The following is a 15,364-nucleotide window of genomic DNA, read 5'->3' as shown; positions in this document are numbered from 1 at the left end:
CGCCGCTCTTGCACTACTCCACCCCTGCGCGGGCAGACGCCGCCAACCGCAGAGACTGACCGGGAACCGCACCGCATGACCGCAACGCTCCTCACCAATGCCCGCCTGATCGACCCGGACGCCGATACCGTCACCGAAGGCGCCGTGCTGCTGCGCGACGGTCTCATCGCCGAGATCTTCGACCAGCCCGAGCCGCAGGTCGCCGATGCCGACCGCATCGACGCGGGCCGCGCCTTCCTCGCGCCGGGCATCGTCGATATCGGCGTCAAGGTCGGCGAACCGGGCGACCGGCACAAGGAAAGCTACAAGACCGCGGGCCTCGCCGCAGCGGCTGGCGGCGTGACAACCATCGTCACCCGCCCCGACACCGACCCGGCGATCGACACGCCCGAGGTGCTCGAGTTCATCCGCGACCGCGCCGAGGATGACGCGCCGGTCAACGTGCTGCCGATGGCCGCGCTGACCAAGGGCCGCGCCGGGCGCGAGATGACCGAGCTCGGCTTCCTGCTCGATGCCGGCGCCGTGGCCTTCACCGATTGCGACCACGTGGTCACCGACACCAAGGTGCTGTCGCGCGCCCTGACCTATGCCCGCTCGCTCGGCGCGCTGGTGATCTGTCACCCGCAGGATCCCGGCCTGTCGAAGGGGGCCGCCGCCACCTCCGGCAAATTCGCCTCGCTGCGCGGCCTGCCCGCGGTCTCGGCCATGGCCGAGCGCATGGGGCTCAACCGCGACCTCGCGCTCGTCGAGATGACCGGGGTGCGCTACCACGCCGACCAGATCACCACCGCCCGCGCCCTGCCGGCGCTGGAGCGGGCCAAGAAGAACGGCTTCGACGTCACAGCCGGGACCTCGATGCACCACCTGACGCTCAACGAACTCGACGTCTCGGACTACCGCACCTTCTTCAAGGTCAAGCCGCCGCTGCGCTCGGAGGAAGACCGGCAAGCCACGGTCGAGGCCGTGCGCTCGGGGCTGATCGACATCATCGGTAGCTTCCACACGCCGCAGGACGAAGAGTCCAAGCGCCTGCCCTTTGAGGAGGCCGCCTCGGGCGCTGTGGGGCTCGAGACCATGCTGCCGGTGCTGTTGCGGCTCTACCATTCCGGCGAGCTCGAGCTGCCGACGCTGTTCCGCGCGCTGTCGCGCAACCCCGCCAAGCGGCTGGGTCTCGCCTCGGGTCGCATGGCCAAGGGCGCACCCGCCGATCTGGTGCTGTTCGACGCCGACAAGCCCTTCGTGCTCGACCGCTTCAAGCTGCAGTCGAAGTCCAAGAATACACCGTTTGATGGCGCCCGGCTTCAGGGTAAGGTCCTTGCGACCTTCGTCGCCGGAACCGCTGTCTACCGGAGCGCCTGATGCTGCCCGACCTCACCACCGCCCCGATCCTGCTGCTGCTCTGGGCCGTCATCGGCTACCTGCTGGGCTCGATCCCGTTCGGGATGCTGCTCACCCGCGCCATGAAGCTCGGCGATCTGCGCAGTATCGGCTCGGGCAATATCGGCGCCACCAACGTGCTGCGCACCGGCAACAAGGCCGCCGCCGCGGGCACGCTGTTGCTCGATGGCGGCAAGGGCGCCGTGGCGGTGCTGCTGGCGCGCTGGCTGGCCGGAGAGGACGCGGCGCAGCTTGCCGGTCTGGCCGCCTTCCTTGGCCATTGCTACCCGGTCTGGCTGCGCTTCAGGGGCGGCAAGGGGGTGGCCACCTTCCTCGGCCTGATGCTGGCTCTGAGCTGGCCCGTCGGCCTGATGTGCTGCGCCACGTGGCTCGCGGCGGCGGCGCTGTCGAGCATTTCCAGCGTCGGCGCGCTGGTCGCGGCGCTGATGTCGACCGCGTGGATGATCCTTCTGCGCGAATACGAGCTGACCGCCCTGACCGTGGCGCTGACCATCGTGATCTTCTGGCGCCACCGCAGCAACATCGCGCGCCTACGCGCCGGAACCGAGCCGCGCATCGGCAAGAAGAAGACCGGCTGATCCGCACTCGCCGTTTCCGGACCTCATTGCCGGCGCAGGCTCGCCCCGGGCGGGCGGCCGCGCTATGCTCGACCCATGCTGGATTTCGACACATGCAACGCCGCCAGGATGCGCCGCGACCCCGCCTATGACGGGGTGTTCTTCACCGCCGTGCGCACCACCGGCATCTACTGCCGCCCGGTCTGCCCGGTGCGGCCTCCGCTGACCAAGAACGTGTCCTTCTTCCCCAGCGCCGCCAGCGCCGAGCGGGCCGGCTACCGCCCCTGTCTGCGCTGCCGCCCCGAGACCGCGCCGTTCTCGCCGGCGTGGAACGGCACCCGCACCACCGTCGCGCGCGCCCTTCGGCTGATCGAGGACGGCGCGCTCGACACCGGCACCGTGACGGACCTCGCGGCACGGCTGGGCATCGGGCCGCGCCACCTCGCCCGGCTCTTCGCCGAGCAGGTCGGCGCCTCGCCCCTGCAGGTGGCCCAGACCAGGCGGGTGCAGCGCGCCAAGCGGCTGCTGAACGACAGCGACCTGCCGATGACCGAGATCGCCTCGCGCGCGGGCTTCGGCAGCCTGCGCCGCTTCAATGCCGCGATCTCAGCGCTCTACGGTCGCCCGCCCTCGACGCTGCGAAAGCCCGCCCCATGAGCCTGCGCTACTGCCACCACGACAGCCCCGTCGGCCCCCTGCTACTGGCCGGAGACGGCACCGCGTTGCGGCTGCTGAGCTTCCCCACGGGCAACAAGGCTGTCGCGCCGAAGGCCGACTGGCAGCCCGATCCCGCGCCGTTCGACGCCGTCCGACACCAGCTTGACGCGTATTTCTCGGGCGAGCTTCGCGCTTTCGATGTGCCGCTCGAGATCCGTGGCACGGCTTTTCAGAAAAAGATCTGGGCCGCGCTCGCCACCATTCCCTATGCCGAGACCCGCAGCTACGGCGCCATCGCCAACGCCCTCGGCACCCCCGGCGCAAGCCGCGCGGTGGGGGCCGCCAACGGCGCCAACCCGCTGCCGATTATCCTTCCCTGTCATCGGGTTATCGGAAAGAGCGGCGCGCTCACCGGGTTCGGCGGCGGGCTTGATACGAAGACCTGGCTGCTGCAGCACGAGGCCACCACCGCCGGTGTGGCCGGGCGGCAACTTTCGCTGTTCTGATCTGCGGCCCGCGCACCGCAGGCTAGAGCAGGCAGGGAACTTTCTCTACGACACGGGATTGGCTTACAAAGGAAAAGGAGCCACCCCCGATGAGCGCGATCGTCACCATTCTTCTCATGGCAGCTTGTGTTGCAGGGTTGTTTGCCCTGAACGCGGTGGCGATCTGGTGGTTCGGGCGTCTGCCCGTGGTCGAGAAGACGGTCACCCCGTCGGTCGGCCTCAACAAGCAGGCCTGACCGCTGGCGCTCCGGCGTGCGGAGTTGCCCGGATTTCGCCGCTCAGAGTTTGCCCGACAGATGCAGATCGAGGTCCTCCAGCCGGTCCTGCCCCCAGAACATCGCCCCGTCGTCGAGCACGTAGAACGGCGCGCCGAAGACCCCGGCATTGACCGCGTCCTCGAGGTTGGCGGCATAGATCTCCGCCCCGGCCAGCATTCCGCTGAAGGTGAGCGACGGATCGAACCCGGCCGCGGTCAGGCACTCCTGCACCACGGCATCCTCGGCGATGTCCTTGTCCTCGACCCAGACCGCGCGCAGGATCGACTGCACCAGCCCGCCCAGATCGCCGCCGCCCGCCTTCTGCGCCGCGATGATCGCGTAGGACGCCGGCGCCTGATTGGTCGGCCAGTGCGCCGGTCGGAAGTTCAGCTCCATCCCGGCCTTCTTCGCCTGACGCGGCAGCTCCTGCGCCCGGTAGGCCAGGCGCGACGGGTGCCGGTCCTTCGGGGCGGCGCCGCCGGTGCGCGGGAACAGCGCCATGATGTCGAGTGGCTTGTAGGTCACGCTCACCCCGTGGCGGGCCACAATCTCCTCCATGCGCCCCCCGGCCAGATAGGCGTAGGGGGAGAGAACGGTAAAATAGTAATCCAGATGCGCCATGTCGTCCCTCGTTACGGAGTGCGTCTTTGCGACACGCTACCTCCATGCTAAGCGACCGGCAACGTCACGAATCTGTCATTCTGCTGCCGGAGCCGCCTCCCATGCCCACCGTCATCGAGCCCAAGCTTATCGCGGGCAATGCCAACAAGCCGCTGGCCACTGCCATTGCCCGCCGGATGTCCCTATATCGCGGCATGTCCGTGGGACTCGTCGACGCGCGCGTCGAGCGCTTCAACGATCAGGAGATCTTCGTCGAGGTCTACGAGAACGTCCGCGGCGAGGACATGTTCATCCTCCAGTCCACCTCGCGCCCGGCGAACGACAACCTGATGGAGCTGCTGATCATGGCCGACGCGCTGCGCCGCTCCTCGGCCTCGCGCATCACCGCCGTGATCCCCTATTTCGGCTATGCCCGTCAGGACCGCCGCACCAAGGCCCGGACCCCGATCACCGCCAAGCTGGTGGCCAACATGATCGCCGAAGCCGGCATCGAGCGGGTGCTGACCATGGACCTGCACGCGACCCAGATCCAGGGCTTCTTCGACATCCCCGTCGACAACCTCTACGCCTCGCCGGTCTTCGCGCTCGACATCCTGAAGCAGTTCGAGGGCGAGCTCGAGGACGTGATGGTGGTGTCTCCGGATGTCGGCGGCGTGGCCCGGGCCCGCGAGCTGGCCAAGCGCATCAACGCGCCGCTCTCGATCGTCGACAAGCGCCGCGAGAAGCCCGGCGAGATCGCCGAGATGACCGTGATCGGTGACGTCACCGGCAAGAAGTGCATCATCGTCGACGACATCTGCGACACTGCCGGCACGCTGTGCAAGGCCGCCGAGATCCTGATGAACCACGGCGCCACCGAGGTGCACGCCTATATCACCCACGGCGTGCTCTCCGGCCCCGCGGTCGAGCGCGTCACCAAATCGGTGATGAAGTCGCTGGTGATCACCGACTCGATCGCCGCCACCGACGCCGTCGCCGCGGCCCCCAATATCCGCGTGGTGCCCACCGCCCCGATGTTCGCCCAGGCGATCCTCAACATCTGGAACGGCACCTCGGTGTCCTCGCTGTTCGAGACCGACACGCTCGGCCCGATCTACGAAGGCATTCTCTGATCCAGGGCTGGAGGAGGGCGCCCCCTGCCCTTCTCTGGTTCCAAAATACCTCGGGGGTGAATTGGCCGCAGGCCAAGAGGGGGCAGAGCCCCCTCTTTTCTTTTTAGGCGCACCTCCGGTGCGACAGGGGGCAGAGCCCCCTCTTTTCTTTTAAGGGCGCACCTGCGGTGCGACAGGGGGCAGACCCTCCCCGCAGGGGCAACCGGCGAGGCGCCGGGCCGCACGGAGGCTGCAAGACCTCCGTCGCGCGGCAGCTCAGTAAAGCTGCCAGTCATCCTCGCTGGGGAGCTCGCCGATCGCCAGCCACGACATCCGCACCCGCGCGACCCGCGTATCGGACCAGGTGCGGAACACCAGATCGAACCCTGTCTCGGTGATGTTGTCGGCCAGCAGATCGGCGCGGGCATTGGCGCTCTGGTCCATGTCCCACATGGACAGCGACACCTGCACCGTCGGAGGCGTGCGGAACGGCTCGGAGAAGCGGACCGCCTTGCGGCGCTCCCGCGCGCCCCGACCGGTCCACATGTCGCCGCCGTCGGCGAACTCGGAAAACACTTCCACATTGCCCTGATCGATGCCGATCAGGCTGACATTCAGATGGCGCATTCTGCCCCCAATTGGTCCCCGCAAGGATCATCCGCCAAAGACGGCGGCTTTGAAAGGGGCGAAACCGGCCCGAGACCGGCAGCGTTGCCCCCCGGCGTCAGAAAATGCGCCCCTCCTAAACGCAAGAAACCCCGCCTTGGGCGGGGTTTCCGATCTGGCTTGCGCTGTAGTCTGCGTCAGAAGTTCGGCTGTTTCGGGTCGAGGCCGATATGACCGCCGACCGCCACCATGTCCTGCAGCAGCTTGGCCGCGTCGTCGACCGGGCCCGGCTCGTTCTCGGTCTCTTCGACGACCTTCTTGTAGTAGGCCTGCGCCTCGCGCACGAGATCCTCGTAGGTCTCCTGCGTCATGTCCGCGTGGGGCACGGCGCGCTCGGCGAGCACGCTCACGGTGGTGCCGATCTCGGCGAAACCACCGGTGACCACGAATTCCTCGGTGCCCGTCTCGGTTTCGACCTTGAGGATGCCGGGGCGCAGCGTGGTGATCATCGCGGCGTGGCCGGGACCCGCCGTCATGTCACCGTCGGTGCCCGGGATCGACACGCTCTTGGCCTGGGTCGACAGAAGGCTCCGCTCGGGACTCACCAGATCGAATTGCATCGTATCAGCCATTAGGGCCTCCGGTTGGTAATGGGGGGCACAAAGGCCCCCCGGCAGTCATCAGGCAGCTTCCGCGGCCAGCTTCTCGGCCTTGGCCTTCACTTCCTCGATGCCGCCGACCATGTAGAAGGCCGCCTCGGGGAAGTGGTCGTACTCGCCGTTCACCACTGCCTTGAAGGAGGAGATGGTGTCCTCGAGCGGGACCTGCACACCGTCGGAGCCGGTGAAGACCTTCGCCACGTCGAACGGCTGCGACAGGAAGCGCTGGATCTTCCGGGCGCGCTGAACGGTCAGCTTGTCCTCTTCCGACAGTTCGTCCATCCCGAGGATGGCGATGATGTCCTGGAGCGACTTGTAGCGCTGCAGGATGCCCTGCACTTCGCGCGCCACGTCGTAATGCTCCTGGCCCACAACCTGCGGGTCGAGGATCCGACTGTTGGAGTCCAGCGGGTCCACTGCCGGGTAGATGCCGAGCTCCGAGATCGCACGGTTGAGAACCGTGGTCGCATCGAGGTGGGCAAAGGTCGTGGCGGGTGCCGGGTCGGTGAGGTCGTCCGCGGGAACGTAGACGGCCTGGATCGAGGTGATCGAGCCGTTCTTGGTCGAGGTGATGCGCTCCTGCATCGCGCCCATGTCGGTGGCCAGCGTCGGCTGGTAACCCACGGCGGACGGGATACGGCCGAGAAGTGCGGACACTTCGGAGCCGGCCTGCGTGAAGCGGAAGATGTTGTCGACGAAGAACAGAACGTCGGTGCCGGACTGGTCACGGAACTGCTCGGCCAGGGTCAGGCCGGTCAGGGCGACGCGGGCACGGGCTCCCGGCGGCTCGTTCATCTGGCCGTAGACCAGCGCCACCTGCGAGTCCGACAGGTTGTCGGGCTTGATGACGTTGGATTCGATCATCTCGTGGTAGAGGTCGTTGCCCTCACGGGTCCGCTCGCCAACACCGGCGAACACGGAGAAGCCCGAGTGCACCTTTGCGATGTTGTTGATCAGTTCCATGATGAGAACGGTCTTGCCCACGCCGGCGCCGCCGAACAGGCCGATCTTGCCGCCCTTGGAGTAGGGCGCGAGAAGGTCGATGACCTTGATGCCGGTCACGAGGATCTCGGTGTCGGTCGCCTGCTCGTCGAACTCGGGAGCGGGCTGGTGGATCGCGCGGTACTCGTCCGCCTCGACCGGGCCCTGCTCGTCGACGGGCTCGCCCACGACGTTGAGGATGCGGCCCAGGGTGGCGTTGCCCACCGGAACCGAGATCGGCTTGTCGGTGTCGACCACTTCCTGGCCGCGGACGAGACCTTCGGTCGAGTCCATCGCGATGGTGCGGACGGTGCTCTCACCGAGGTGCTGTGCAACTTCAAGAACCAGGGTCTTGCCGTCGTTGGTGGTGGTCAGCGCGTTCAGGATCTCGGGCAGGTGGTCGTCGAACTGCACGTCGACCACGGCGCCGATGACCTGGGTCACTTTGCCTTTTGCGTTTGCCATTTATCGTCTCCGGTTCTTAGAGCGCCTCGGCGCCCGAGATGATTTCGATCAGTTCGTTGGTGATGACCGCCTGACGCGAGCGGTTGTACTCGATGGTCAGCTTGTCGATCATCTCGCCAGCGTTGCGCGTGGCGTTGTCCATGGCGCTCATCCGAGCCCCCTGTTCCGAGGCGGCGTTCTCCAGCAGAGCCGAGAAGATCTGGGTAGAGACACCCCGGGGAAGGAGATCGGCAAGGATGGCTTCCTCGCCGGGCTCGTACTCATAGAGCGTGGACGCACCGGCGTCGTCATCTTCGGCCGCGTCGAACTGGGCCGGGATGATCTGCTGGGCGGTCGGGACCTGCGAAATCACGGTCTCGAACTTCGCATAGAAGATGGTCGCCACGTCGAACTCGCCCTCGTCGAAACGGGTGAGCAGGTCCTTTGCGATCGACTGCGCATCCGCGTAGCCGAGCTTCTTGACCTCGCTGAGGTCCACGTGACCCACGAACAGCTTCCCGTGTTCACGGGAGAGCTGTTCACGGCCCTTCTTCCCGACGGTGAGGATCTTCACCGTCTTTCCCTCGGCCTTCAGCTTGGCGATCGCGGTCCGCGCGCGCTTCACGATGGAGCTGTTGAAGCCCCCGCAAAGGCCGCGCTCGGCGGTCATCACGACGAGCATGTGCACGTCGTCCTTGCCGGTGCCGGACAGCAGCTTGGGCGCGGTCGGGCTGCCGCCCACCGACGCCGCCAGAGATCCGAGCACCGCATTGAAGCGCTCGGAATACGGGCGTGCCATCTCGGCCGCGTCCTGTGCCCGCCGCAGTTTCGCGGCGGCCACCATCTGCATGGCCTTGGTGATCTTCCGGGTCGACTTGACCGAGGAGATCCTGGTCTTGAGGTCCTTGAGGCTAGGCATAATCCTGTCCTTTCAGGGCGCTCAGGCGTAGGTCGCGGCGAATTCGTCGAGCGCAGCCTTCAGCTTGTCAGCGGGTTCACCCTTGATCTTCGGGTCTTCGCTCTCGATCCACTCGAGGATGTCCTTGCGCTGGCCGCGCAGGAAGGACAGCAGAGCGGCCTCATACTTGCCCACTTCACGGACCGGGACGTTGTCCAGGTAGCCGTTGGTGCCGGCGAAGATGATGCACACGATCTCGGCGTTGGTGAGCGGCGAATACTGCGGCTGCTTCATCAGCTCGGTCAGGCGCGCACCGCGGTTCAGCAGCTTCTGCGTCGCGGCGTCGAGGTCCGAGCCGAACTGGGCGAAGGCCGCCATTTCACGATACTGGGCCAGCGACAGCTTCACCGGGCCGGCAACCGAGGACATCGCCTTGGTCTGGGCCGAGGAGCCGACGCGCGACACCGACAGACCGGTGTTCACGGCAGGACGGATGCCCTGGAAGAACAGTTCGGTCTCGAGGAAGATCTGGCCGTCGGTGATCGAGATCACGTTGGTCGGGATGAAGGCCGACACGTCGCCGCCCTGCGTTTCGATGATCGGCAGTGCGGTCAGCGAACCGGCACCGTGATCCTCGTTCAGCTTGGCCGAACGCTCGAGCAGGCGCGAGTGGAGGTAGAACACGTCGCCCGGGTAGGCTTCGCGGCCCGGCGGACGGCGCAGAAGCAGCGACATCTGGCGGTAGGACACGGCCTGCTTGGACAGGTCATCGTAGATGATGAGGGCGTGCTTGCCGTTGTCGCGGAAGTACTCGGCCATCGCGGTCGCGGCGTAGGGCGCGAGGAACTGCATCGGCGCCGGGTCGGACGCGGTCGCGGCCACGACGATCGAGTAGTCGATGGCGCCGGTGGCTTCGAGGCGCTTCACCAGCTGCGCCACGGTCGAGCGCTTCTGGCCGACGGCCACGTAGACGCAGTACAGCTTCTTGCTGTCGTCGTCGCCGGCGGCGTCGTTGTAGGATTTCTGGTTCAGGATCGCGTCGAGGGCGATCGCGGTCTTGCCGGTCTGGCGGTCGCCGATGATCAGCTCACGCTGGCCACGGCCGATCGGGATCATCGCGTCGACCGACTTGAGGCCGGTTGCCATCGGCTCGTGCACCGATTTACGCGGGATGATGCCGGGCGCCTTCACGTCCGCAACGCGGCGCTCGGTCGCCTCGATCGGGCCCTTGCCGTCGATCGGGTTGCCGAGCGCGTCGACCACGCGGCCGAGCAGGCCGGGGCCCGCGGGCACGTCCACGATCGAGTTGGTGCGCTTGACGACGTCACCTTCCTTGATGTCGCGGTCGGAGCCGAAGATCACGATACCGACGTTGTCGCGCTCGAGGTTCAGCGCCATCCCCATGATGCCGCCCGGAAACTCGACCATCTCGCCGGCCTTGACGGAGTCGAGGCCGTGCACGCGGGCAATACCGTCGCCGACGGAGAGCACGCGACCCACTTCGGCGACTTCGGCCTCCTGACCGAAGTTCTTGATCTGGTCCTTTAGGATCGCAGAAATCTCGGCTGCTTGGATACCCATTTATCCGACCTCTTTCATTGCATTCTGGAGGGAGTTGAGCTTGGCACGGACCGACGTGTCGATCATCTTCGAGCCCACCTTGACGACGAGACCACCGATGAGGGATTCATCGACGGTCGATTTGATTTTCACGTCCTTGCCGACGCTGCTTTTCAGTGTCTCGGCCAGCTTGCTGGCCTGCGCGTCGCTGAGGGCGGTCGCCGAGGTCACCTCGGCCGTCACTTCGCCCTTCTCGACAGCGATCATCTCGCGCAGCTGCGTCACCAGATAGGGCAGCACGAACAGGCGGCGCTTTTCGGCCATCAGACCGAGCGCGTTGTGCATTGCCTTGTCGAGGCCCATCTTCTCGGAGACGGCAAGAATGCCGTCCTTCTGCGCCTGACGCGGATAGACCGGCGAGGAGATCATGTCGCGCAGGTCGGGGCTGTCAGCCAGCGCTTGAGCGAGGTCATCGGTATCGCTCTCGAGCTTCCCGACGGAGTTGTTCTCTTTGGCGATGTCGAAGATCGCCGTGGCATAGCGTGCCGCGATGCCGCTGGAGATCGAAGCTGGTTCTGACACGTCCACCCTTCCGATATGAGGCCCCCGCGACACACGGGTGTCTCCCGGTGTCCGGAGGCGTTGTCCCTGCCCCGGGAGGTCCCGTGGCGTCGAAATCAGCGCGGATGTAGCAGAGCCTCCCCGCCCTCGCAACATGCTTAGGCGGCTTTAGGACGGACTGGAACCCGCCTTTTTCCAAGCACTTGCGCATTTCCCCTAGGGCAGGGCGCGGCAGGCGTCTGGAAACAGTGGATTTTTCATTAATCCGGACGGACCGGTTCAGCCTTTCGTCAAACTTCGGAGCAACACAGAGCGATAGCGCAAACGCGGAAATTCGTGCCGCGACGCAGCGCAACCGCCTGTACTGGCCGACCATAATCGGCGCTCCGGCGTATCTCAGGGCGTTGGTGGTATCGCAAACGGCAGCACGGTCAAGACCGGGCGAGTCACGTCCCGGTGACCGATTCTTGGGGCCTGCGCTGTCGGTGCCGTCGCGACACCGGCAGAGCCTCAGATTGCCTTTGGTTCTTTCTTGGGCGAGGGCGAGAGCACGTCGAGCGGGTTCGGCACCCGCACCTTGTCGCCGAGCCCCGTGCGCTTTGGCGGATAGCGCTTCGAGGCGCGCACGATCAGCACCCCACCGGCCACCAGCGCCGGAATCGCCCGTCCAATGCGCTCCCATGCGGGGCCGGTGCGCATCCAGAAGCGCCGGCTCGATGGCGGCTGGTACAGCACCGAGACATGGCTCTGACGGATGAAATCGTGCCGCTTGAGCTGGCTGTCGAGCTGGCTCAGCGAATAGGGGCGGCCGTAGCCGAATGGCGTCGCATCCGAGCGCGCCCAGAGTCCGGAGCGGTTCGGCACGATGAACAGTGCCTCGCCGCCCGGCCCCAGCACCCGGTAGCATTCGTCGAGCACCTCGGAGGGGTTCTCGGAGGTTTCGAGCCCGTGCATCATCACCAGCCGGTCAACATGCCCGGTCTCGAGCGGCCAGAGCGTCTCCTCGCAGAGCACGGTGACGTTTGGCTGCCCCAGCGGCCACGGCAGCACGCCCTGAGGGCCGGGCATGAGCCCGATCACCCGGCGCGCATCGGGTAGGTAGGGGCGCAGCAGCGGCACGGCAAAGCCGTAGCCCACCATGGTGTGCCCCTTGCCCGTGGGCCAGTAGCGCCGCACCTGATCGCGCACGGCCCGTTGCGCCGCACGCCCGAGCGCGCTGCGATAATAGAAATCCCTCAGATTATGCACATCAAGGTGCATTGCGGCGCTTTCGTTGATCCTTCAAGCTGGGGGCCACTCTGGCAAAGCCGATAAGGAAAGACCATGGAGATCGTCACCGTTCCCTGTCTCAGCGACAATTACGCCTATCTGGTGAAGGCGCCGGAGGGCGTCTGCCTGATCGATGCCCCCGAGGCAGGTCCGATCATCGAGGCGCTCGAGAGCCGCGGCTGGGGGCTCGACGCGCTGCTCATCACCCATCACCACCACGACCATGTCGGCGGCGTCGCCGAGCTGCGCGAGAGATACGGCTGCACCGTCTATGGCCCCAAGGCCGAGGAGGCGAAGCTGCCGCCGCTCGACACCGCGCTCGAGGGCGGAGACACGCTGCAGATCGCCGGCACCACGGTCGAGGTGATCTTCGTGCCCGGCCACACGCTGGGCCATGTCGCCTTCCACTTCCCTCAGGGGCAGGCGGTGTTCACCGCCGACAGCCTGATGGCCCTTGGCTGCGGGCGGATCTTCGAGGGCACCCCCGACATGATGTGGGAGAGCCTGTCGAAACTGGCCGCGCTGCCGCCCGAAACGCTGGTTTGCTCGGGACACGAGTATACAAGCGCGAACGCTCGCTTCGCCTTGACTATTGAACCCGGCAACGAGGCGCTTAAATTGAGATCTGACGCCATTGCCAAAGCCCGGACAGAGGGGCGCGCCACTGCCACCTGCAAGCTGTCCGAGGAACTGGCCACGAACCCTTTCCTGCGTCCCGCATCCCCCGAGATCCGCGATCGACTGGGCATGAAAGACGCACCCGACGCGGCAGTGTTTGCCGAGGTCCGGGCCCGAAAGGACAGTTTCTGACCCGCCGCATTTCACGCCAGATTGCAGGGATCACTTTATTTGTGAGCGCTGCGGGTCGAGAATTCTCTTGAAGCGTGGTCGGTATCGACCAAACTTTAAACTGTAGAAGGCAAAGTCGGGTCCAGAGCCCGACGCAGACAAAGAGGAGCGCCGCCGTGCCGTCTTTCTCGAATACCCTGGAACAGGCCATTCACGCAGCTCTGGCGCTCGCGAACTCGCGCAGCCATGAATTCGCCACGCTGGAACACCTTCTGCTTGCCCTGATCGACGAACCCGATGCTGCCCGCGTGATGAAGGCCTGCTCCGTGGACACCGAGGAGCTGCGCACCACCCTGGTGGAGTTCATCGACGAGGACCTCTCGAATCTCGTGACCGATATCGAGGGCTCCGAGGCGGTGCCGACCGCAGCATTCCAGCGCGTGATCCAGCGCGCCGCGATCCACGTGCAGTCCTCCGGCCGCACCGAGGTGACCGGCGCCAACGTGCTCGTGGCGATCTTTGCCGAGCGCGAGTCGAACGCCGCCTATTTCCTGCAGGAGCAGGACATGACCCGCTACGACGCGGTCAATTTCATCGCGCATGGCGTGGCCAAGAACCCCGCCTACGGCGAATCGCGCCCCGTTCACGGCGCCACCGAAGCCGAGGAAGAGACCAAGGCGCAGACCCAGGAGCCCGCCGGCGACAACAAGGAATCGGCGCTCGGAAAGTATTGCGTCGACCTCAACTCCAAGTCCCGCAAGGGCGACATCGATCCGCTGATCGGCCGCGAGCACGAGGTTGAGCGCGCCATTCAGGTGCTGTGCCGCCGGCGCAAGAATAACCCGCTGCTCGTCGGCGATCCCGGCGTGGGCAAGACCGCCATCGCCGAGGGTCTGGCGCGCAAGATCGTCAACGGCGACACCCCCGAGGTGCTGTCGAAGACCACGATCTACTCGCTCGACATGGGCGCGCTGCTGGCCGGCACCCGCTACCGCGGCGATTTCGAAGAGCGGCTCAAGGCCGTGGTGACCGAGCTCGAGGAACACCCCGACGCGGTGCTGTTCATCGACGAGATCCACACCGTGATTGGCGCCGGCGCCACCTCGGGCGGTGCCATGGATGCGTCGAACCTGCTGAAGCCCGCGCTTCAGGGCGGCAAGCTGCGCACCATGGGCTCGACCACTTACAAGGAGTTCCGCCAGCACTTCGAAAAGGATCGCGCGCTCAGCCGCCGGTTCCAGAAGATCGACGTGAACGAGCCTTCGGTCGACGACACGGTGAAGATCCTCAAGGGCCTCAAGCCCTATTTCGAGGAGCATCACTCGATCAAGTACACGGCCGACGCCATCAAGTCGGCGGTCGAGCTCTCGGCGCGCTACATCAATGACCGCAAACTTCCCGACAAGGCGATCGACGTGATCGACGAGGCCGGCGCGGCGCAGCATCTCGTGGCCGAATCGAAGCGTCGCAAGACCATCGGTGCCAAGGAGATCGAGGCGGTGGTGGCCAAGATCGCCCGCATCCCGCCCAAGAACGTCTCCAAGGACGATGCCGAGGTGCTCAAGGATCTTGAGAAGTCGCTCAAGCGCGTCGTCTTCGGTCAGGACACCGCGATCGAGGCGCTCAGCTCGGCGATCAAGCTGGCCCGTGCCGGCCTGCGCGAACCGGAAAAGCCGATCGGCAACTACCTGTTCGCCGGCCCCACCGGCGTCGGCAAGACCGAGGTGGCCAAGCAGCTCGCCAGCACGCTGGGTGTGGAACTGCTGCGCTTCGACATGTCCGAGTACATGGAGAAGCACGCGGTCAGCCGCCTCATCGGCGCGCCTCCGGGCTATGTCGGCTTCGACCAGGGTGGCCAGCTCACCGACGGCGTGGATCAGCACCCGCACTGCGTGCTCCTGCTCGACGAGATCGAGAAGGCGCACCCGGATGTCTACAACATCCTGCTGCAGGTGATGGACCACGGCTCTCTGACCGACCATAACGGTCGCACGGTGGATTTCCGCAACGTGATCCTGATCATGACCTCGAACGCCGGCGCCGCCGAGCAGGCAAAGGCCGCCATCGGTTTCGGTCGCGACCGCCGCGAGGGCGAGGACACCGCCGCCATCGAGCGCACCTTCACGCCGGAGTTCCGCAACCGTCTCGACGCGGTCATCAGCTTCCAGCCGCTGCCCAAGGAGGTCATCCTGTCGGTGGTCGAGAAGTTCGTGCTGCAGCTCGAAGCCCAGCTCATGGACCGCAACGTCACCATCGAGCTCACCAAGCCGGCGGCCGAATGGCTGGCCGACAAGGGCTACGACGACCGCATGGGCGCGCGCCCGCTGGGCCGCGTGATCCAGGAGAACCTCAAGAAGCCGCTGGCCGAGGAACTGCTCTTCGGCAAGCTCACCAAGGGCGGCGTGGTCAAGGTCGGCGTCAAGGACGACAAGCTCTCGCTGTCGATCGAAGGGCCGGACAAGCTGCGCCTCTCGTCGAAGAAGCCGCCGCTTCTCACCGCTGACTGAGCC

16 protein-coding genes are annotated in these 15,364 nt (G+C 66.0%); 8 read left to right on the top strand and 8 right to left on the bottom strand.

Annotated elements, in window-relative coordinates; translation table 11 throughout:
- The first annotated feature begins 75 nt into the window (after window positions 1-75).
- The 5 genes from pyrC to LCM15_RS11015 all read left to right on the top strand — a co-directional run bounded on the left by pyrC (window position 76) and on the right by LCM15_RS11015 (window position 3,354).
- A complete protein-coding gene (gene pyrC, locus LCM15_RS11035) occupies window positions 76-1,359 on the top strand; it encodes a dihydroorotase (RefSeq protein ID WP_224856319.1) in 1,284 nt (427 codons plus the stop codon).
- Window positions 1,359-1,976 carry a glycerol-3-phosphate 1-O-acyltransferase PlsY gene (gene plsY, locus LCM15_RS11030; protein WP_224856317.1) on the top strand — a complete coding sequence of 206 codons (618 nt, stop codon included), beginning with the start codon at window positions 1,359-1,361 and terminating at the stop codon, window positions 1,974-1,976. Before pyrC ends, plsY begins: the two co-directional genes overlap by 1 nt.
- A gap of 75 nt (window positions 1,977-2,051) precedes the next feature.
- Complete coding sequence (locus LCM15_RS11025) at window positions 2,052-2,612, top strand: bifunctional transcriptional activator/DNA repair enzyme AdaA (protein ID WP_224856315.1); 561 nt, start codon at window positions 2,052-2,054, stop codon at window positions 2,610-2,612.
- Entirely contained in the window at window positions 2,609-3,118 is a 510-nt protein-coding gene (locus LCM15_RS11020) for a methylated-DNA--[protein]-cysteine S-methyltransferase (protein ID WP_224856313.1), read from the top strand. Before LCM15_RS11025 ends, LCM15_RS11020 begins: the two co-directional genes overlap by 4 nt.
- 89 nt (window positions 3,119-3,207) lie before the next feature.
- Window positions 3,208-3,354 carry a hypothetical protein gene (locus LCM15_RS11015; protein WP_224856311.1) on the top strand — a complete coding sequence of 49 codons (147 nt, stop codon included), beginning with the start codon at window positions 3,208-3,210 and terminating at the stop codon, window positions 3,352-3,354.
- Window positions 3,355-3,396: 42 nt separating this feature from the next.
- On the opposite strand, the gene LCM15_RS11010 is transcribed toward LCM15_RS11015, so the two are convergent.
- A complete protein-coding gene (locus tag LCM15_RS11010) occupies window positions 3,397-3,996 on the bottom strand; it encodes a 2-hydroxychromene-2-carboxylate isomerase (RefSeq protein WP_224856309.1) in 600 nt (199 codons plus the stop codon).
- A 101-nt stretch (window positions 3,997-4,097) separates the two neighbouring features.
- Between LCM15_RS11010 and LCM15_RS11005 the strand changes: the two genes are divergently transcribed.
- Window positions 4,098-5,108 carry a ribose-phosphate pyrophosphokinase gene (locus LCM15_RS11005; RefSeq protein WP_224856308.1) on the top strand — a complete coding sequence of 337 codons (1,011 nt, stop codon included), beginning with the start codon at window positions 4,098-4,100 and terminating at the stop codon, window positions 5,106-5,108.
- A gap of 255 nt (window positions 5,109-5,363) precedes the next feature.
- Here LCM15_RS11005 and LCM15_RS11000 read toward each other — a convergent pair whose 3' ends face one another.
- The 7 genes from LCM15_RS11000 to LCM15_RS10970 form a co-directional block, all read right to left on the bottom strand.
- Window positions 5,364-5,714 carry an H-type lectin domain-containing protein gene (locus LCM15_RS11000; RefSeq protein ID WP_224856307.1) on the bottom strand — a complete coding sequence of 117 codons (351 nt, stop codon included), beginning with the start codon at window positions 5,712-5,714 and terminating at the stop codon, window positions 5,364-5,366.
- A gap of 176 nt (window positions 5,715-5,890) precedes the next feature.
- The gene (locus tag LCM15_RS10995; RefSeq protein ID WP_224856306.1) at window positions 5,891-6,325 is read right to left on the bottom strand and encodes a F0F1 ATP synthase subunit epsilon; all 435 of its coding nucleotides are present in this window, start codon (window positions 6,323-6,325) and stop codon (window positions 5,891-5,893) included.
- A 48-nt stretch (window positions 6,326-6,373) separates the two neighbouring features.
- Complete coding sequence (gene atpD, locus LCM15_RS10990; protein WP_224856305.1) at window positions 6,374-7,798, bottom strand: F0F1 ATP synthase subunit beta; 1,425 nt, start codon at window positions 7,796-7,798, stop codon at window positions 6,374-6,376.
- Window positions 7,799-7,814: 16 nt separating this feature from the next.
- A complete protein-coding gene (locus LCM15_RS10985) occupies window positions 7,815-8,696 on the bottom strand; it encodes a F0F1 ATP synthase subunit gamma (RefSeq protein ID WP_224856304.1) in 882 nt (293 codons plus the stop codon).
- A 21-nt stretch (window positions 8,697-8,717) separates the two neighbouring features.
- The gene (gene atpA / locus LCM15_RS10980) at window positions 8,718-10,256 is read right to left on the bottom strand and encodes a F0F1 ATP synthase subunit alpha (RefSeq protein WP_224856303.1); all 1,539 of its coding nucleotides are present in this window, start codon (window positions 10,254-10,256) and stop codon (window positions 8,718-8,720) included.
- A complete protein-coding gene (locus LCM15_RS10975) occupies window positions 10,257-10,817 on the bottom strand; it encodes a F0F1 ATP synthase subunit delta (protein WP_412103287.1) in 561 nt (186 codons plus the stop codon).
- 489 nt (window positions 10,818-11,306) lie between these two features.
- Window positions 11,307-12,056 (bottom strand): class I SAM-dependent methyltransferase, encoded by a 750-nt coding sequence (locus LCM15_RS10970; RefSeq protein WP_224856299.1) that lies wholly within the window; start codon window positions 12,054-12,056, stop codon window positions 11,307-11,309.
- A 63-nt stretch (window positions 12,057-12,119) separates the two neighbouring features.
- Here LCM15_RS10970 and gloB point away from each other — a divergent pair, with 63 nt between their 5' ends.
- A complete protein-coding gene (gene gloB / locus LCM15_RS10965) occupies window positions 12,120-12,875 on the top strand; it encodes a hydroxyacylglutathione hydrolase (protein ID WP_224856297.1) in 756 nt (251 codons plus the stop codon).
- Between the two features lie 155 nt (window positions 12,876-13,030).
- A complete protein-coding gene (gene clpA / locus LCM15_RS10960) occupies window positions 13,031-15,361 on the top strand; it encodes an ATP-dependent Clp protease ATP-binding subunit ClpA (protein WP_224856295.1) in 2,331 nt (776 codons plus the stop codon).
- Window positions 15,362-15,364: the final 3 nt, after the last annotated feature.

This window comes from Salipiger bermudensis, assembly GCF_020171625.1.
In the GTDB taxonomy this organism is placed as follows: domain Bacteria; phylum Pseudomonadota; class Alphaproteobacteria; order Rhodobacterales; family Rhodobacteraceae; genus Salipiger; species Salipiger bermudensis_B.
This window is presented reverse-complemented; position numbering and strand designations above follow the sequence as displayed.